General features: G+C 61.6%; 15 protein-coding genes. 10 read left to right on the forward strand and 5 right to left on the reverse strand.

Features of this window, described 5'->3' with window-relative positions:
- Nucleotides 1–158 precede the first annotated feature (158 nt).
- A complete protein-coding gene (locus tag TU80_RS04505; RefSeq protein WP_057003926.1) occupies nucleotides 159–575 on the forward strand; it encodes a DUF3010 family protein in 417 nt (138 codons plus the stop codon).
- 897 nt (nucleotides 576–1,472) lie between these two features.
- Here the strand turns inward: TU80_RS04505 and TU80_RS04510 are convergent.
- Nucleotides 1,473–2,651 carry an AAA family ATPase gene (locus TU80_RS04510; protein ID WP_057003927.1) on the reverse strand — a complete coding sequence of 393 codons (1,179 nt, stop codon included), beginning with the start codon at nucleotides 2,649–2,651 and terminating at the stop codon, nucleotides 1,473–1,475.
- Between the two features lie 68 nt (nucleotides 2,652–2,719).
- The gene (locus TU80_RS04515; RefSeq protein ID WP_017844925.1) at nucleotides 2,720–3,664 is read right to left on the reverse strand and encodes a GlxA family transcriptional regulator; all 945 of its coding nucleotides are present in this window, start codon (nucleotides 3,662–3,664) and stop codon (nucleotides 2,720–2,722) included.
- A 193-nt stretch (nucleotides 3,665–3,857) separates the two neighbouring features.
- On the opposite strand from TU80_RS04515, the gene TU80_RS04520 reads away from it, so the two are divergent.
- From TU80_RS04520 to TU80_RS04540, 5 genes are all read left to right on the forward strand, one after another.
- Nucleotides 3,858–4,802, forward strand: coding sequence for a choline ABC transporter substrate-binding protein (locus TU80_RS04520; RefSeq protein WP_046381802.1), 945 nt, complete (start codon nucleotides 3,858–3,860; stop codon nucleotides 4,800–4,802).
- A gap of 87 nt (nucleotides 4,803–4,889) precedes the next feature.
- Nucleotides 4,890–5,777 (forward strand): 3-dehydrocarnitine:acetyl-CoA trimethylamine transferase CdhC, encoded by an 888-nt coding sequence (gene cdhC / locus TU80_RS04525; RefSeq protein WP_057003928.1) that lies wholly within the window; start codon nucleotides 4,890–4,892, stop codon nucleotides 5,775–5,777.
- Between the two features lie 147 nt (nucleotides 5,778–5,924).
- Nucleotides 5,925–6,890, forward strand: a complete 966-nt coding sequence (locus TU80_RS04530; RefSeq protein ID WP_057003929.1) for an L-carnitine dehydrogenase — start codon at nucleotides 5,925–5,927, stop codon at nucleotides 6,888–6,890.
- A gap of 13 nt (nucleotides 6,891–6,903) precedes the next feature.
- Nucleotides 6,904–7,401 (forward strand): thioesterase family protein, encoded by a 498-nt coding sequence (locus tag TU80_RS04535; protein WP_057003930.1) that lies wholly within the window; start codon nucleotides 6,904–6,906, stop codon nucleotides 7,399–7,401.
- 97 nt (nucleotides 7,402–7,498) lie between these two features.
- A complete protein-coding gene (locus TU80_RS04540) occupies nucleotides 7,499–7,762 on the forward strand; it encodes a hypothetical protein (protein ID WP_017844930.1) in 264 nt (87 codons plus the stop codon).
- 94 nt (nucleotides 7,763–7,856) lie between these two features.
- Here the strand turns inward: TU80_RS04540 and gbdR are convergent, their stop codons facing one another.
- Together gbdR and TU80_RS04550 are read right to left on the reverse strand one after the other, a co-directional pair.
- On the reverse strand, nucleotides 7,857–8,960 hold the full coding sequence (gbdR, locus tag TU80_RS04545; protein ID WP_017844931.1) for a choline metabolism transcriptional regulator GbdR: 1,104 nt from the start codon (nucleotides 8,958–8,960) through the stop codon (nucleotides 7,857–7,859).
- Nucleotides 8,961–9,476: 516 nt separating this feature from the next.
- Nucleotides 9,477–10,853, reverse strand: coding sequence for an L-serine ammonia-lyase (locus TU80_RS04550; RefSeq protein ID WP_017844932.1), 1,377 nt, complete (start codon nucleotides 10,851–10,853; stop codon nucleotides 9,477–9,479).
- A 415-nt stretch (nucleotides 10,854–11,268) separates the two neighbouring features.
- Here TU80_RS04550 and TU80_RS04555 point away from each other — a divergent pair, with 415 nt between their 5' ends.
- The 3 genes from TU80_RS04555 (at nucleotide 11,269) to choV (ending at nucleotide 14,305) form a co-directional block, all read left to right on the forward strand.
- Nucleotides 11,269–12,216, forward strand: a complete 948-nt coding sequence (locus TU80_RS04555) for a choline ABC transporter substrate-binding protein (RefSeq protein WP_046381797.1) — start codon at nucleotides 11,269–11,271, stop codon at nucleotides 12,214–12,216.
- Nucleotides 12,217–12,284: 68 nt separating this feature from the next.
- Nucleotides 12,285–13,130, forward strand: a complete 846-nt coding sequence (choW, locus tag TU80_RS04560; RefSeq protein ID WP_015886271.1) for a choline ABC transporter permease subunit — start codon at nucleotides 12,285–12,287, stop codon at nucleotides 13,128–13,130.
- Complete coding sequence (choV, locus tag TU80_RS04565; protein ID WP_046381796.1) at nucleotides 13,127–14,305, forward strand: choline ABC transporter ATP-binding protein; 1,179 nt, start codon at nucleotides 13,127–13,129, stop codon at nucleotides 14,303–14,305. Before choW ends, choV begins: the two co-directional genes overlap by 4 nt.
- A gap of 154 nt (nucleotides 14,306–14,459) precedes the next feature.
- Here choV and TU80_RS04570 read toward each other — a convergent pair whose 3' ends face one another.
- Nucleotides 14,460–16,394 (reverse strand): BCCT family transporter, encoded by a 1,935-nt coding sequence (locus tag TU80_RS04570; protein WP_227778914.1) that lies wholly within the window; start codon nucleotides 16,392–16,394, stop codon nucleotides 14,460–14,462.
- A gap of 390 nt (nucleotides 16,395–16,784) precedes the next feature.
- Here TU80_RS04570 and betI point away from each other — a divergent pair, with 390 nt between their 5' ends.
- Nucleotides 16,785–17,378 carry a transcriptional regulator BetI gene (gene betI / locus TU80_RS04575; protein ID WP_017844937.1) on the forward strand — a complete coding sequence of 198 codons (594 nt, stop codon included), beginning with the start codon at nucleotides 16,785–16,787 and terminating at the stop codon, nucleotides 17,376–17,378.
- Nucleotides 17,379–17,483: the final 105 nt, after the last annotated feature.

Genomic DNA, 17,483 nt, shown 5'->3' on the forward strand with positions numbered 1-17,483 from the left:
CTCGGCAGGCTCCTTCAGGGAATCTATGAGACCGGGCACGCGGCGGTCTACTGTCAAAAATAACAGGTCAAGCACGTTCCCGACGGGTGGACGGCGGCCGTCTCAGCCCTCGACCCTGATACTATTGCGGCCTCTCTTTTTTGCCCCAAGGCGACCCAATGACTCTCTGCGGCATCGAAATCAAAGGCAGCGAAGCCATCATCGCCGTTGCCTCCCTGAACAATCAGACGCTGACCCACGTCGCCCTGGCCACCAAGAAAATCGCCCTCGAAGACGACGATGACGCGGCCAACGTCAAAGCCTTCGCCACCCAGGTGAAGGCGTTCGTGCAGGACAACGCCATCGAACGCATCGCCATCAAAAAGCGCAGCAAAAAAGGCGAATTCGCCGGCGGCCCGACCACGTTCAAGATTGAAGGGGTGTTTCAACTGCTGGAGGGGGTTGAAGTGACGCTGCTGTCGCCGCAGACCATCAATGCGCAGAACAAGAAGCACAATTTCGATCTGCCGGCGACGCTGAACAAGTACCAACATGAAGCCTTCAAGGCGGCGTGTTCGGCCCTGATAAAGCAATAAACACACCGGCAATTCACTGTGGGAGGGGGCTTGCCCCCGATGGCGGTGTGTCAGCCACTCAGGTACCGCTGATCCACCGTCATCGGGGGCAAGCCCCCTCCCACATTTGATCTTGGTCGCTTACAGGTGAAGGGGTGTAGTACCAGCATGAAGCCTTCAAGGCAGCGTGTTCGGCCCTGATAAAGCAATAGGCACACCGACAATTTACTGTGGGAGGGGGCTTGCCCCCGATGGCGGTGTGTCAGCCACTCAGGTGCCGCTGATCCACCGTCATCGGGGGCAAGCCCCCTCCCACATTTGATCTTTGTCGCTTACAGGTGAAGGGGTGTAGTACCAGCATGAAGCCTTCAAGGCGGCGTGTTCGGCCCTGATAAAGCAATAGGCACACCGACAATTCACTGTGGGAGGGCGCTTGCCCCCTCCCACATTTGATCTTGGTCGCTTACAGGTGAAGGGGTGTAGTACCAGCATGAAGCCTTCAAGGCGGCGTGTTCGGCCCTGATAAAGCAATAGGCACACCGGCAATTTACTGTGGGAGGGGGCTTGCCCCCTCCCACATTTGATCTTTGTCGCTTACAGGAGAAGGGGTGTAGTACCAGCATGAAGCCTTCAAGACGGCGTGTTCGGCCCTGATAAAGCAATAGGCACACCGGCAATTTACTGTGGGAGGGGGCTTGCCCCCGATGGCGGTGTGTCAGCCACTCAGGTGCCGCTGATCCACCGTCATCGGGGGCAAGCCCCCTCCCACATTTGATCTTGGTCGCTTACAGGAGAAGGGGTGTAGTACCAGCATGAAGCCTTCAAGACGGTGTGTTCGGCCCTGATAAAGCAATAGGCACACCGGCAATTTACTGTGGGAGGGGGCTTGCCCCCTCCCACATTGGCTGTGTGGTGTGTTTAGCCGGGTGTACGGTGCTTGTGCAGCAGCCAGTCGCCGAAGGACTTGTCTTCCAGGGCATAACCGCCGCGGCTGGACTTCCATACCAGTTCCTTGTCACGCAGGGCATCGATACACGCCTGGATGGTCTGAGTGCCGGGCACCACGTCGCTGCCCATCTCCTCCAGCACCTTGCTGACCGCAATGAGGGTGCTGTCGGTGAACGGGGCGAAGGGTTGATTGTGTTGCGAACGCTCCACCATCACTTGCAGCACGGCACGTTGCGCAAGGGTGAGGGCGTTCCAGGCGCTTTCGAATTCGTTCCAGACGCCAGCGCGCAGCACTTCCGCGCGGCTGTGCAGCAACTGGCCCAGGTTGCTCGCCTCGCCCAACTCCAGGGCCACTTCACCGATGATGGTGCGCAGCATCTCGGGGCGCCGGCCTACCAACTCAAATGCTTCGTCGATATCCGCCGCGTTGAATTGGTTGGTCTTGGCCAGGTGCGCGTTGAGATGCGCGGTGTAAGCCTGAGTGAACGCCTTACCCAGCAACGGAAACGGCGTGATGCTGGAGCCGAAAAACGGCTGGCTTTTGCCCAGCACCAAATGAGCGAGCTTGTCGCGGTTGGAGCCGGTGAACACCAGGTGTAAGCCACTGCCCTCGCCTTCGCGGCCCTGGTTGAGCTGGTCGCGTGCGGCCTTGAGGGCGAACATGGCGTTGATGCCCGCTTCGGTGGTGAGCGCGTGCTGGGCTTCATCAATCACCAGCACCACGGTTTTCTCGGCGGCGCGGTGAAGTAATTCCAGTGCTTGCGTAAGGGTCGCGCCCACGGGCAGTTGAGGCTTGGTGAAGTCCCAGGACAAGGTGCGCAGGAAGCTGAGTTTTTCGATGCCGATGTTCTTCGCCAGTTTGCGGATGCCCTTTTCGAAAGGCACCAACGCACCGGCAATGGCGCTGGAAATCAGCTCGGCGGGATCTTTCTCCTTGTCGGCCCACAGGTCCACATACACCGTCAGCCAACCCCGAGCCTGGCACTCGGGGAGAAGGTCTTCGCGCAGAAAAGTACTTTTGCCGGTACGACGCGGCGCCGCGAGAAACAGGCCAGAGGTGAAATCCTGGATACCCACGCCCACCAGGCCATCGGCAATACTGCTTGCCAGGGTGGGGCGGCGGAACACAAAACCGCTGGGCTTGGACATGCTTTTATACTCAATTATTGAACTAACTATAAATTATAGTCATGAGTATAATTGACTATAATCGCCGATCAAACCACCTCCCGTCGCCGATCCTCCCGCGGACACTTGGCAAATCGCGCCCGATAACTGCGGGTGAAATACGACGGCGACTCAAAGCCGCAGGCAAGGCTCACCTCCAGCACGCTCATGTCGCTCTGGCGCAACAACTGCCGCGCTTTTTCCAGGCGCAGGCCGAGGTAGAAGTTGCTCGGCGTGTCGTTCAGATGCAGGCGAAACAGCCGCTCCAGCTGGCGCCGCGTGACTTTGATCGCCTCGGCCAGGGCCAGGGTGCTCAGCGGCGGTTCGGTGTGTTGTTCCATCTCGCCGATCACCTGCACCAACTTCTTGTTGTTGATGCCGTAGCGCGTGGCGATCTGCATGCGCTGGTGGTCTTTGCGCGGGCGGATGCGCCCGAGCACGAATTGCTCGGAGACCTGGATCGCCAGGTCGGGGCCGTGGGCCTGGGCGATCAGGTCGAGCATCAGGTCGATGGAAGCGGTGCCGCCGGCGCAGGTAATGCGGCGGCGGTCGATCTCGAACAGTTCCTGGGTCACGCTCAGGTGCGGATAGGCTTCCTTGAAGGCGTCGATGGCTTCCCAGTGCAGGGTCAGGCGGTGGCCGTCGAGCAGCCCGGCCTCGGCCAGGATGCAGGCGCCGGTGTCGATGGCGCCGAGGGTCACACCGTCATGGTCGAGGCGGCGCAGCCAATGTTCGAGGGCCGGGGTGGCGAATTCAAGCGGTTCGAAACCGGCGACCACCATCAGCGTCGCGCCTTTTTTCAGCGGCTCCAGCGCCGCGTCGGCGTTGACCGACATGCCATTGCTCGCCAGCACCGCGCCGCCGTCGGCGCTCAACACATGCCAGCGGTACAACTCGCCACGAAAGCGGTTGGCCACGCGCAGCGGTTCGAGCGCGGAGATAAAGCCGATGGCCGAGAACCCCGGCATCAGCAGAAAGTAGAAATCCTGGGACATGGTGCGCTCTCGTAGGACCGGCAGCGTGGTCACTGTGATACGCCAGTTCAACGGCCCATTCAAGAGCACAGGTCGCTGCAGTGCAAGAGCGGGTCGCCGCCGTGCGTTTTGTCGCCCCTCAAGCTGCGTAACGTGACCCCACGGCGCACAAAGACGCCGGCCCCCACAATAACGACCTGCCGAGGGAACCACCATGAACCGACTGATCAGCCGCTGCGTGCTCGCCTTCAGCGCCAGCGCCATCTTGAGTACCAGCGTCTTCGCGGCCGACGCGCCATCCTGCCAGAACGTGCGTATGGGCGTGGTGAACTGGACCGACGTGATCGCCACCAGCGCCATGACCCAAGTGTTGCTCGATGGCCTCGGCTACAAGACCAAACAGACCAGCGCGTCCCAGCAAATCATCTTCGCCGGCATCCGCGACCAGCGCCTGGACTTGTTCCTCGGCTACTGGAACCCGCTGATGACCCAGACCATCGCCCCGTTCGTCGACGCCAAGCAGGTCAAGGTCCTCGATAAACCGAGCCTGGAAGACGCGCGCGCGACCCTGGCGGTGCCGACTTATCTGGCCGACAAAGGCCTGAAAACCTTCGCCGACATCGCCAGGTTCGAGAAAGAACTGGGCGGCAAGCTCTACGGCATCGAGCCGGGCTCGGGCGCCAACACCCAGATCAAGGCGATGATCGCCAAGAACCAGTTCGGCCTGGGCAAATTCCAGCTGGTGGAGTCCAGCGAAGCGGGCATGCTCGCCGCCGTCGACCGCGCGGTGCGTCGCAAGGAAGCCGTGGTGTTCTTCGGCTGGGCGCCGCACCCGATGAACGTCAACATCGCGATGACCTACCTCACCGGCAGCGAAGACGCCCTGGGCCCGAACGAAGGCATGGCCACCGTGTGGAGCGTCACCTCGCCGACCTACGCCGAGCAGTGCCCCAACGTCCACAAGCTGCTGACCAACCTGACCTTCACCGCCGCCGACGAGAGCCGAATGATGCAGCCGTTGCTGGAACACAAGGACGCCTTCGAGTCCGCCAAGCAGTGGCTCAAGGATCACCCGCAAGACCAGCAGCGCTGGCTCGAAGGCGTGACCACCTTCGACGGCAAACCCGCCGCCGCCAACCTGCAACTGACCAGCAAATAACGGTATTCGACGCACCGTTTCGCGGTCGTGCCTGACCGCGAACGGCCTCGCTACGCCTTGAAATCACGCCTGTAAGGAACCTGCCCCATGAACCACGACGTCATCATCACCTGCGCACTCACCGGTGCTGGCGACACGAGCGCCAGAAGCCCCCATGTACCGGTCACCCCCAAACAAATCGCTGCCGCCGCCGTGGAAGCCGCCAAGGCCGGCGCCACTGTCGTTCACTGCCATGTGCGCAACCCCGAGACCGGCAAGTTCAGCCGCGACGTCGCCTTGTACCGCGAAGTGATGGAGCGTATCCGTGAGGCCGACATCGACATCATCGTCAACCTCACCGCCGGCATGGGCGGCGACCTGGAGATCGGCGGCGGCGAGACGCCCATGGCATTCGGCCCCAACACCGACCTGGTCGGCCCGCTGACGCGCCTGGCCCATGTGGAAGCGCTGTTGCCGGAAATCTGCACGCTGGACTGCGGCACGCTGAACTTCGGCGATGGTGACACCATTTACGTGTCCACCCCGGCGCAACTGCGGGCCGGCGCCAAACGCATTCAGGCACTGGGCGTAAAAGCCGAGCTGGAAATCTTCGACACCGGCCACCTGTGGTTCGCCAAGCAGATGATCAAGGAAGGCCTGCTCGACGACCCGCTGTTCCAACTGTGCCTGGGCATCCCGTGGGGCGCGCCGGCCGACACCACCACCATGAAAGCCATGGTCGACAACCTGCCTGCCGACGCGGTGTGGGCCGGCTTCGGCATCGGCCGCATGCAAATGCCGATGGCGGCGCAGGCGGTGCTGTTGGGCGGCAACGTGCGGGTCGGGCTGGAAGACAACCTGTGGCTGGACAAAGGCGTGCTGGCCACCAACGGTCAACTGGTGGAACGCGCCAGTGAAATCCTCAGCCGCCTGGGCGCGCGGGTCATGACCCCGGCCGAAGGGCGGGTGAAGATGGGCCTCAAAAAACGCGGCTAACCCCCCAACCCAAACCGAATCAAAACCTGTGGGAGGGGGCTTGCCCCCGATAGCGGTGTATCAGCAGCGAATGCATCGACTGGTACACCGCTATCGGGGGCAAGCCCCCTCCCACAGGGGAACATCACCTTATTCAGGAATGTCGCCATGCGTTTTATTACAGATATCAAAACCTTCGCCGCCCTCGGCAGCGGTGTGATCGGCAGCGGTTGGGTGTCCCGCGCCCTGGCCCACGGCCTCGATGTGGTGGCCTGGGACCCGGCGCCCGGTGCCGAAGCCGCGCTGCGTCAACGCGTCGCCAATGCCTGGGGCGCCCTGGAGAAACAAGGCCTGGCCCCCGGCGCATCGCAGGACCGCCTGCGTTTTGTCACCACGATCGAGGCGTGCGTGAAAGACGCCGACTTCATCCAGGAAAGCGCCCCGGAACGCCTGGAGCTGAAACTGGAGCTGCACAGCAAAATCAGCGCGGCCGCCAAGCCGAATGCGTTGATCGGCTCCAGTACCTCGGGCCTGTTGCCCAGCGAATTCTATGAAGGCTCGACCCACCCTGAACGCTGCGTCGTCGGTCACCCGTTCAACCCGGTGTACCTGCTGCCGCTGGTGGAAGTGGTGGGCGGCAAACACACCGCGCCCGAGGCGATCCAGGCGGCGATCCAGGTGTATGAATCCCTCGGCATGCGCCCGTTGCATGTGCGCAAGGAAGTCCCCGGTTTTATCGCCGACCGCCTGCTCGAAGCCCTGTGGCGTGAGGCGCTGCACCTGGTCAACGATGGCGTTGCCACTACCGGCGAGATCGACGACGCAATCCGTTTTGGCGCCGGCTTGCGCTGGTCGTTCATGGGCACGTTCCTGACCTACACCCTGGCCGGCGGCGATGCCGGGATGCGGCACTTCATGGCACAGTTCGGCCCGGCGTTGCAGTTGCCGTGGACCCACCTGCCGGCGCCGGAGCTGACCGACAAGTTGATCGACGATGTGGTCGACGGCACCCGCGAGCAGTTGGGTAACCACAGCATTTCGGCGCTGGAGCGCTATCGTGATGATTGTCTGTTGGCGGTGCTGGAAGCGGTGAAGACCACTAAAGCCAAGCACGGCATGACCTTCGCCGAATAAGGAACCCCCCAGCATGCCGGCACTGACCACCTACACCACCCAGGTCCACCCCGACTGGGTGGATTACAACGGCCACCTGCGCGACGCGTTCTACCTGCTGATCTTCAGCTACGCCACCGACGCGTTGATGGACACCCTCGGCCTGGACAGCGAAAACCGCGCCGCCAGCGGCCATTCGCTGTTCACCCTGGAGCTGCACCTGAACTACCTGCACGAAGTGAAACTCGGCGCCGACGTGGAGGTGCGTACCCAACTGATCGCCCACGATGCCAAGCGCCTGCACCTCTATCACAGCCTGCACCTGGTGAGCGACGACAAGGAACTGGCGGGCAACGAACAGATGCTGCTGCACGTCGACCTCGCCGGGCCGCGCTCGGCGCCGTTCACCGAGGCGACACTGGAACGCCTCGCGGCCATCCGCGCCACGCAAGTCGACCTGCCCACTCCCGCCCTCCTCGGCCGCGTCATTGGCCTGCCCGCGCCAAATGGCCCGAAAACGACCTGTTCATAGCCATCCGAGCCATTCGTGCATTCTGCCCTTGCCGACCGCCTGGTCGGCTACCAGAATCCAAATCGATCCCCCCGCTCCCTTCACCAGGATAAACGTCATGATGCATGCGGATTTGATTGACCAGGATGACCTGCTGAGCAAACTGCGCTCGCTCGGTTTCGAGGTATCCAGCGGCGCCAGCGCCGAGCAGGCCTGTGAATGTGCGGTACGCGGTTTGAGCGAAGCGCGGGCCAAGGCGCTCAAGGGCATGGTCGAGCAGATGTACAGCGGCAGTGCGACGATTCTGCCGGCGGTGCGGCAGGCGATCGACAGGCAGTTATTGCCGGCGCTGATGCAGTTCAAACAGAACTCCGGCGTCTGACAGACCGCTATCGGGGGCAAGCCCCCTCCCACATTTGACTGTATTCACAATTCGAATGTGGGAGGGGGCTTGCCCCCGATGCAGGCGACTCGGTCTAGAGCCTCACACTGGCAAACGTCGACTCATTGCGCGCCTGGCTCAACGCCGACATCGGCCCCGACAACGGGGACAACACCAACGCCGGCGGAATCGGCATCATCGCCACCTGCTGGGTGGTGTTGGAACCGACGCGCTCATCCCGTGGCGGAATACCGAAGTATTCGCGGTAGCACTTGGAGAAGTGCGGCGTGGACACGAACCCGCACACCGACGCCACTTCGATGATCGACATCGGCGTTTGCTTGAGCAACTGCCGTGCGCGAATCAGGCGCAGCTTGAGGTAGTAGCGCGACGGCGAGCAGTGCAGGTATTTCTGGAACAGCCGCTCCAGCTGGCGCCGCGACACGGCGACGTATACCGCCAGCTCATCCAGGTCGATCGGTTCTTCGAGGTTGGCTTCCATCAGCGCGACGATTTCCTGCAACTTCGGCTGGTTGGTGCCGAGCATGTGCTTGAGCGGCACACGCTGGTGATCCTGTTCATTGCGGATGCGCTCGTACACGAACATCTCGGAGATCGCCGCCGACAGTTCACGGCCGTGGTCGCGGCTGATCAGGTGCAGCATCATGTCCAGCGGCGCGGTGCCGCCGGAGCTGGTGAAGCGGTTGCGGTCGAGGGTGAACAGGCGGGTGCTCATCGACACGCGCGGGAAGGCTTCCTGCATCGACGCCAGGCATTCCCAGTGCACGCTGCAATCGAACCCATCGAGCAGCCCGGCGCAGGCCAGGGCCCAACTGCCGGTACATACCGCGCCAAGACGACGGGACTGGCGCGCCTGGCTTTGCAGCCACGACACATGTTCACGGGTGACGGTGCGCTGGATACCCACGCCGCCGCACACGATGACCGTGTCCAGGGCCGGGGCTTTGTGCATGGCGGCATCGGGGGTGATTTGCAGACCGTCGCTGGCCCACACCTGGTTGCCGTCGACACTCAGGGTTGTCCAGCGATACAACTCGCGCCCGGACAACTGGTTGGCCATGCGCAGCGGTTCCACTGCCGAAGCCAGGGAAATCAGCGTGAAATTGTCCAGCAGCAGAAAGCCGATGGATTGAGGCGCACGGTTCTGGGGTTGGGCCCCGGAGTTGAACGACGTCATCGCGGTATCTCCTCACACAAAGCGGGTGATGGCCTCAGGCGAGGCTCTTGTTATTGCGCTCGTCTCTGATGCAGAGAGAGGCGTTGAGTTGATAGAGCAATTGCCATGCCTAAAATTGAATGGCCATTCAATAACTCCTGAAAACGACCTCTTGATGTGTCTAGACAAGCCCCTGTGCGAAGTGCGGGATATGCCCCGAATCGGCGGCGCAAGCGGCCCCGTTCAAGGGCTGTGAGCAGATCGGTAGCACTTGTGGGTAGGCGCTTTGAGGGCGAAGCAAGCGTCTGTCACCGCAGGCACGGGTGACGGGTGGTCTGAGGGGAAATCGTTTGGGGGCTACTTATCTGTTTGCGACGCGCTAAAAGGTGGCGCTTTTGGTTTTGGTGTTCACTTTATGAGCAGGGTTGTTTGGACTGGCGCTATCGGGGGCAAGTCGAATCGTCGCACCGCCCCTCCCACATCTGAAATGCGTTCCCCTGTGGGAGGGGGCTTGCCCCCGATAGCGGCGACGCGGTCTCAACACTCAACCGCACTGACCGCCAACCCACCCCGCGAGGTTTCCTTGTACTTGTCATGCATGTCCGCCCCGGTATCGCGCATGGTGCGGATCACCCGGTCGAGGGAGATAAAGTGCTGGCCGTCGCCGCGCAGGGCCATCTGCGCGGCGTTGATCGCCTTCACCGCGGCAATCGCGTTGCGCTCGATACACGGCACTTGCACCAGGCCGCCCACCGGGTCGCAGGTCAGGCCGAGGTTGTGTTCCAGGCCGATTTCGGCAGCGTTGCACAGTTGCTCCGGGGTGGCGCCGAGGATCTCCGCCAACCCCGCCGCCGCCATGGCGCAGGCTGAGCCGACCTCGCCCTGGCAGCCGACTTCGGCGCCGGAGATCGAGGCGTTCTTCTTGCACAGAATGCCCACCGCCGCCGCGCTGAGCAGGTAGTCGACCACGTTGGCTTCGGTGACGTCGTCGCTGAACTTCATAAAGTAGTGCAGCACCGCCGGGATGATCCCCGCCGCGCCATTGGTCGGCGCGGTGACCATGCGCCCGCCGGCGGCGTTTTCTTCGTTGACCGCGAGGGCGAACAGGTTGACCCACTCCATCGCGCTCAAGGTCGAGCCGATCACGTTGGGCTTGCTCAACTCCAGCAAACTGCGGTGCAACTTGGCGGCGCGACGGCGCACATTCAGGCCGCCGGGCAGGATACCTTCGTGCTTGAGGCCCTGCTCGACGCACGCCTGCATGGCGCGCCAGAGCGTCATCAGGCCGCTGCGGATTTCATCTTCGGAGCGCCAGACTTTTTCGTTGGCCAGCATCAGCTCGGCGACGCGCAGGTTATGGCTCTTGCACAGCTGCAGCAGCTCCACCGCGCTGGAGAATTCATAGGGCAATGCGCTGCGGTCCATATCCGCCACGCCGCTTTGCGCCTGGGCTTCATCCACCACAAAGCCGCCGCCGACGGAGTAGTAGGTGTCGCGGTGCAACTCGCCGTCAGCACCGAACACCACCAGGGTCATGGCATTGGGGTGGAACGGTAGGTTTTCGTCGAGCAGGCGCATGTCCCGCGCCCACACGAAAGGCACCGGTAAACGCCCGTCCAGCAGCAGCGTGTCGGTCTCGCGCAGGGTGTGGATACGCAGGCCGATCTGCGCCGGATCGATTGCGTCCGGCCACTCGCCCATCAGGCCCATGATGGTTGCGGTGTCGCTGCCGTGGCCGATGCCGGTGGCCGACAATGAGCCGTAGAGCTGAACTTCGACGCGCCGCACCTGTTCCAACCATTCACGTTCACGCAACCGTTGAACGAACAACGCTGCGGCGCGCATGGGGCCGACGGTGTGAGAACTCGAAGGCCCGATGCCGATCTTGAACAGGTCGAAAACACTGATAGCCATTGCCGTGGAACTCCTCGATAAGCACAGGCCAGGCTTGAACGAGGTGCTACGCTCAGATCGCCCAGATGGCGGCATCATCAGGCTTTTATCTGCCATCACGGCGTCTCACACCGACGCAACCATGCTCATCAGCGTCGCTCACGAGCAAGGGCTTGTTTTGGGCGTTTTTAGCGGTGCAGATGGGTAAAAACAGCGGTTTTTCCTTAGGAAAAATCTGTAAACGACGTCACCGACACTGGATGCGACCCTGCCTGTACTGGATACGACGCCCCCTGTAGGCGTCAGATTTTCACTGGTACATGATCAGTCTCGACTCGTTGGCAAGGCACCGTGCCGCCGCCTCAAAGCACGTTCCAACCGCAACACTTATAAAGCGCGGCGAATGCCGCCAGAAAGCACACAGGAGTCTAGCCCCATGAAAGGTTCACCCTCGTTGTTGTTGGCCGCCATGCTGAGTCTGCCAGTCCTGGCGCACGCTGCAGAACCGGCACAATGTCAGACCGTCAACTTCTCCGATGTCGGCTGGACCGACATCACCGTCACGACCGCGACCACCAGCGAAATCCTCAAGGGCCTCGGCTACAAGCCGCGCACCACGATGATTTCGGTGCCGGTGACCTACAAGTCCCTGGCCGACGGCAAGAACATGGACATCTTCCTCGGCAACTGGATGCCGACCATGGAAAACGACATCAAGCCATACCGTGATGCCGGCACCGTGGAAACCGTGCGCGCCAACCTGGAAAACGCCAAGTACACCCTGGCCGTTCCCGAGGCGCTGTATGACAAAGGCCTGAAAGACTTCGCCGATATCGCCAAATTCAAGGATGAGCTGGAAGGCAAAATCTACGGCATCGAACCCGGCAACGACGGCAACCGCACCATTCAAACCCTGATCGACAAGGACGCGTTCGGCTTGAAGTCGGCCGGTTTCAAAGTCGTCGAGTCCAGCGAAGCCGGGATGCTGTCGCAGGTCGAACGCGCCACCAAGCGCGGCAAGGCCATCGTGTTCCTCGGCTGGGAACCGCACCCGATGAACACCCGCTTCAAGATGAAGTACCTGACCGGGGGTGACGACTCGTTCGGCCCCAACTACGGCCAGGCCACCATCTACACCAACGTGCGCAAGGGCTACACCCAGGAATGCAGCAACGTCGGCCAGTTGCTGAAAAACCTGTCGTTCACCCTGAACATGGAAAGCACCCTGATGGGTAACGTCCTGGACGACAAGATGAAACCCGACGCCGCGGCCAAGGCCTGGCTGAAGAAGAACCCGCAAGTGCTCGATACCTGGCTTGCCGGTGTCACCACCGTCGATGGCAAACCAGGTCTGGAGGCCGTCAAAGCTTACCTCGCCAAGTAATCCCTGCTGACCCGGGCTGGTGCGCTGGTCCGGGATGTTTTCCCCTTCGCATGTGGACATTCACTACCATGCTGACTGAACAGAAAATCCCACTAGGCCAGTACATCGCTGCCTTCGTCGAATGGTTGACCCAACACGGTGCCAACTACTTCGACGCAATCGCATCGACCCTGGAAACGATGATCCACGGCGTGACGTTCGCGCTGACCTGGTTCAATCCGCTGGCATTGATCGGTCTGATTGCGCTGCTGGCTCACTTCATTCAACGTAAATGGGGCCTGACTGTTTTTGTCATCGCCTCCTTCCTGCTGATCCTCAACCTGGGGTACTGGCAGGAAACCATGGAGACCCTCGCGCAGGTGCTGTTCGCCACCCTGGTCTGCGTGGTCATCGGCGTGCCGCTGGGCATTGTTGCCGCGCACAAACCGATGTTCTACACCCTGATGCGGCCGGTGCTCGATCTGATGCAGACCGTACCGACCTTCGTCTACCTCATCCCTACCCTGACCCTCTTCGGGCTGGGTGTGGTGCCCGGGTTGATTTCCACGGTGGTGTTCGCGATTGCCGCGCCGATCCGCCTGACCTACCTGGGTATCCGTGATGTACCGCAAGAGTTGATGGACGCCGGCAAAGCCTTCGGCTGCTCGCGCCGTCAATTGCTCTCGCGCATTGAACTGCCCCACGCCATGCCGAGCATTGCTGCCGGCATTACCCAATGCATCATGCTGTCGCTGTCGATGGTGGTGATCGCCGCCCTGGTGGGTGCCGACGGCCTCGGCAAGCCGGTGGTCAACGCACTGAACACCGCCGACATCGCCCTGGGCTTTGAAGCCGGCCTGGCGATCGTGCTGCTGGCCATCATGCTCGACCGCATCTGCAAACAACCCGACGCCAAAGTAGGGGGTGATGCATGAGCATTATCCGATTCGACAATGTCGACGTGATCTTCTCCAAAGACCCACGCGAAGCGCTCAAGCTGCTGGACCAGGGCATGAGCCGTAACGAGATCCTGAAAAAGACCGGCCAGATCGTCGGCGTTGAAAAAGCCAGCCTGGATGTGGAAAAAGGCGAGATCTGTGTGCTGATGGGCCTGTCGGGCTCCGGCAAGTCGAGCCTGCTGCGCTGCATCAACGGCCTCAACACCGTCAGCCGTGGCCAGTTGTTCGTCGAGCATGAAGGGCGCCAGATCGACATCGCCTCCTGCACCCCGGCCGAGCTGAAAATGATGCGTACCAAACGCATCGCCATGGTGTTCCAGAAGTTCGCCCTGATGCCCTGGCTGACCGTGCGCGAGAACATCAGCTTCGGCCTCGAAATGCAGGGCCGCCCGGAGAAAGACCGGCGCAAGCTGGTGGACGAAAAGCTCGAACTGGTGGGCCTGAGCCAATGGCGTAACAAGAAGCCGGACGAACTCTCCGGCGGCATGCAGCAGCGCGTCGGCCTGGCGCGGGCGTTGGCGATGGACGCCGACATCCTGCTGATGGACGAACCCTTCTCCGCCCTCGACCCGCTGATCCGCCAAGGCCTGCAGGACGAGTTGCTGGAGCTGCAAAGCAAGCTGAGCAAGACCATCGTGTTCGTCAGCCACGACCTCGACGAAGCCCTCAAGCTCGGCAGCCGCATCGCGATCATGAAAGACGGCAAGATCATCCAGTACAGCGTGCCGGAAGAAATCGTGCTGAACCCGGCGGACGATTATGTGCGTACCTTCGTCGCACATACCAACCCGCTGAACGTGCTGTGCGGGCGCAGCCTGATGCGGACGCTGGACAACTGCAAACGCATCAACGGCTCGGTGTGCCTCGATCCGGGCGGCGACTCGTGGCTCGACCTGGCCGAAGGCAACACCATCCGGGGCGCACGCCAGAATGGCGCGGTGATGAACCTGCAGAACTGGGCACCGGGGCAACCCGTGGAAGGCCTGGGCCGCCTGCCGACACTGGTGGACTCGAATATCGGCATGCGCGATGCGCTGCAGATCCGCTACCAGACGGGCAACAAGCTGGTGTTGCACGACAACAACCAGGTGGTGGGGATCCTTGGCGACAGCGAGCTCTACCATGCCCTGCTGGGCAAGAACCTGGGCTAACAAACACCGCAAAACCAATGTGGGAGGGGGCTTGCCCCCGATAGCGGTGTATCAGTAACAGATGAGCTGACTGACACACTGCAATCGGGGGCAAGCCCCCTCCCACATTTTTTGCCCCAGTGGTGTCAGTGGGGACACCACCAGGCTTCAACCATCAGCTATAGACACGGCCAAGGAGCTGCCGATGGCTTTCAAACTGATCGAGCACGTCCCGGGTGATCTGTTCCTGGGCGAAGCCCATCAGGTCGTACTCCTGAGGCCCGTTGTGCAGGTACACCTCGGCCCGGTAGTAACGGGCGCGCTCCGCCTCGGGCAGTTCGTCCGACGCCACCGCGTAGCCGTCCAGGCTCACTTCGTAGACAAACGGGTTGCCCTCTTCCATCTCGATACGCACACCAATGCAACGCTTGGATTTGCCCAACAGGGTCTGCACGTCCAACCCCTGGTCGCGCAACGCCTTCGTCGCGTCTTCCAGTGCCGGCGTGACGTGCTTGTCCATAAAGCGCTGCACCGTGGCCTGGCTCGGTTGCAGGTCCAGGGCGGTCAAGCGCTCGCTGAAACCACGACGGCCACGCTCGGCCAATTGCGCCTGCTCCAGTTCCGTCGCCATGTCCTGGCGCATCGCCTTGTGCAAACCGAACATAAAGACAATCAGCACCACCGAGAACGGCAGCCCCGCCAGCACCACCATGGTTTGCATGGCTTCGAAGTTACCCGCAAACAGCAAGCCGATAGTCACCAGGGTGATCACCGCCGACCAGAAGATCCGCAGCCAGTGCGGCGCGTCTTCGTCCACGTTGCCGCCTTTGCAGGACAGGTTGGCCATCATCACCGCGCCGGAGTCCGCCGGGGTCAGGAACAGCACGAAGCCGACAAAGATCGACACGCCGATGACGATTTTCGACGCCGGGTAATGCTCCAGCAATTGGTAGATGGCCATCGACGGTTGTTCCAGCGCCGTCTTGCCCAACGCCACCGCGCCCTGGTTCAACACCAGGTCCAGCGCCGAGTTACCGAAGATCGACAACCACGCCAGGGTGAAGCCCAGCGGGATCAGCAGCACGCCGGCCACCAGTTCACGCACTGTGCGGCCCCGGGAAATCCGTGCGATGAACATGCCCACGAACGGCGCCCAGGAAATCCACCAGGCCCAGTAGAACAGGGTCCACAGGCCCATCCAGCGTTCGGTCTTGTCGGCGTCGCCTTCGTACACATACAGGTCGAAGGTTTTCAGGAGGATGCCGTTGAGGTAGTCACCGGTGTTCTGCACCAGGCCGTTGAGCAGGTGCAGGGTCGGGCCGAACAACAGCACGAAGATCAGCAAACCGCTGAACAACACGATGTTGAGGTTGGACAGGCGACGAATGCCGTTCTCCACCCCCGACACGGCGGCAATGGTCGCCACAGTGCTCATCACGATGATCACGATCAGCAGGTTGGTGTTGCTGTGCTGCATGCCAAACAGGTTTTCCAGGCCGGACGACACCTGCATCGCGCCGATACCGAGGTTGGTCACCAGGCCCAGCAGGGTCACGAACATGCCGAACCCGTCCACCGCATGGCCAGCCGCGCCTTTGACCCAACGCTCGCCCACCAGCGGGTACAACGCCGAGCGCAGGGCCAGTGGCTGGTTATGGCGGTACGCGAAGTACGCCACGGCCAGGCCGACCAGCGCATAGATCGCCCAGCCGTGCAGGCCCCAGTGCAGGAAGGTCAATTGCAGCGCCTGGCGCGCCGCGCCGTTGCTGGCGGCCGCGCCTTCGGGCGGGTTGAAGTAATGGTCCAACGGCTCCGATGCGCCGAAATACAGCAACGAGATGCCGATACCCGACGAAAACAGCATGCCGGCCCAGGCGCCGTAGCTGAAGTCCGGGGTGTCGTCCTTGCTGCCCAGCTTCAGCTTGCCGTAGGACGAAAACGCCAGGCCGACCACGAACACCAGGTAGGCGGCGATCACCAGCATGTAGTACCAGCCGAAGCTTTTCGATAACCACGCCTGCGCCACGCCGAGCATCCGGCCGGCCTCTTGCGGGGCGATGATCAAAATGGCGGTCAGCAACAGAATCAGTGCGGTGGAGGTGTAGAACACACAACCGTTGACCCGCACCTTTTCCGGTGGGGTTTTTATTAGAGAGGCAGAACTCATGGCGCAGATGCTCCAGGCAGTGCGAGAGAGAAACACAAGGCAGCGGTGATCCCGTGCTCATCGATTTTTCGGCAGTCGACGGACGGGTGTTATAAAGACACCCCGAAAATTCTTGAGCCCGCCGAAGCAGTGTTCAGGCTCTGAAATGGCCTGTTTCAAGGGTTTTCACAGGTGTCAGATGTCGCCACCTACCTGTAGGAAATACCGGCAGGCAGCGACCATTTGTCGCAGAGCTTATTCTTTGTTGATTGAACGTTCAATCAAAACAAAATAGACTGGCCATCGAGTCGACGGACGTCATCGCCCGCCGGCAGGCCTGAGGAGAGGTACTCCATGCCCAAGGTCGGTATGCAACCCATACGCCGCCAACAACTGATCGAAGCCACGCTGACGGCCATCGATCAAGTCGGAATGGGAGATGCCAGCATTGCGCTGATCGCCCGTTTGGCCGGCGTTTCGAACGGCATCATCAGTCACTACTTCAAGGACAAGAACGGCCTGATCGCGGCCACGATGCGGTACTTGATGAATGTGCTGATCGAGAACGTCCACGAACGGCGACAAGCGTTGACGGAGGACACGCCACGGGCGCACCTCCAAGTGATCATCGGCGGCAACTTCGACGCCAGCCAGGTCAACGGCCCGGCAATGAAAACCTGGTTGGCCTTCTGGGCGACCAGCATGCACCACCCGTCTTTGCACAGGTTGCAGCGGATCAACGATCACCGCCTGTATTCCAACCTGTGCTGCCAGTTCCGCCGCGTGTTGCCGCTGCCGGATGCACGCAGCGCAGCCCGAGGCCTGGCGGCCTTGATCGACGGTTTGTGGTTGCGCGGCGCCCTGTCGGGAGATGAATTCGACACGGCGCAGGCGCAACGGATCGCTTACGAATACATGGATTTCCAATTGGCCAAGCAGGTGAGTTAGAGCACACATAACCGCTCAACCCCTGAACCTCCACTGATCGGTGTTGCCAGACTCTTATTGGCCACCCCTCAGTGGTTAACGCCAACCACTTATGCACTTGCGAGG

This window comes from Pseudomonas veronii, from assembly GCF_001439695.1.
Classification (GTDB): domain Bacteria; phylum Pseudomonadota; class Gammaproteobacteria; order Pseudomonadales; family Pseudomonadaceae; genus Aquipseudomonas; species Aquipseudomonas veronii.

What these genes read in the sequence shown, in the direction of transcription:
- TU80_RS04535 (WP_057003930.1), top strand. Translation starts at nt 6,904, where the DNA reads ATGCCGGCACTGACCACCTACACCACCCAGGTCCACCCCGACTGGGTG.
- betI (WP_017844937.1), top strand. Translation starts at nt 16,785, where the DNA reads ATGCCCAAGGTCGGTATGCAACCCATACGCCGCCAACAACTGATCGAA.
- TU80_RS04530 (WP_057003929.1), top strand. Translation starts at nt 5,925, where the DNA reads ATGCGTTTTATTACAGATATCAAAACCTTCGCCGCCCTCGGCAGCGGT.
- TU80_RS04555 (WP_046381797.1), top strand. Translation starts at nt 11,269, where the DNA reads ATGAAAGGTTCACCCTCGTTGTTGTTGGCCGCCATGCTGAGTCTGCCA.
- choV (WP_046381796.1), top strand. Translation starts at nt 13,127, where the DNA reads ATGAGCATTATCCGATTCGACAATGTCGACGTGATCTTCTCCAAAGAC.
- TU80_RS04505 (WP_057003926.1), top strand. Translation starts at nt 159, where the DNA reads ATGACTCTCTGCGGCATCGAAATCAAAGGCAGCGAAGCCATCATCGCC.
- TU80_RS04550 (WP_017844932.1), bottom strand. Translation starts at nt 10,853, where the DNA reads ATGGCTATCAGTGTTTTCGACCTGTTCAAGATCGGCATCGGGCCTTCG.
- TU80_RS04515 (WP_017844925.1), bottom strand. Translation starts at nt 3,664, where the DNA reads ATGTCCCAGGATTTCTACTTTCTGCTGATGCCGGGGTTCTCGGCCATC.
- TU80_RS04540 (WP_017844930.1), top strand. Translation starts at nt 7,499, where the DNA reads ATGATGCATGCGGATTTGATTGACCAGGATGACCTGCTGAGCAAACTG.
- choW (WP_015886271.1), top strand. Translation starts at nt 12,285, where the DNA reads ATGCTGACTGAACAGAAAATCCCACTAGGCCAGTACATCGCTGCCTTC.
- TU80_RS04520 (WP_046381802.1), top strand. Translation starts at nt 3,858, where the DNA reads ATGAACCGACTGATCAGCCGCTGCGTGCTCGCCTTCAGCGCCAGCGCC.
- TU80_RS04510 (WP_057003927.1), bottom strand. Translation starts at nt 2,651, where the DNA reads ATGTCCAAGCCCAGCGGTTTTGTGTTCCGCCGCCCCACCCTGGCAAGC.
- gbdR (WP_017844931.1), bottom strand. Translation starts at nt 8,960, where the DNA reads ATGACGTCGTTCAACTCCGGGGCCCAACCCCAGAACCGTGCGCCTCAA.
- cdhC (WP_057003928.1), top strand. Translation starts at nt 4,890, where the DNA reads ATGAACCACGACGTCATCATCACCTGCGCACTCACCGGTGCTGGCGAC.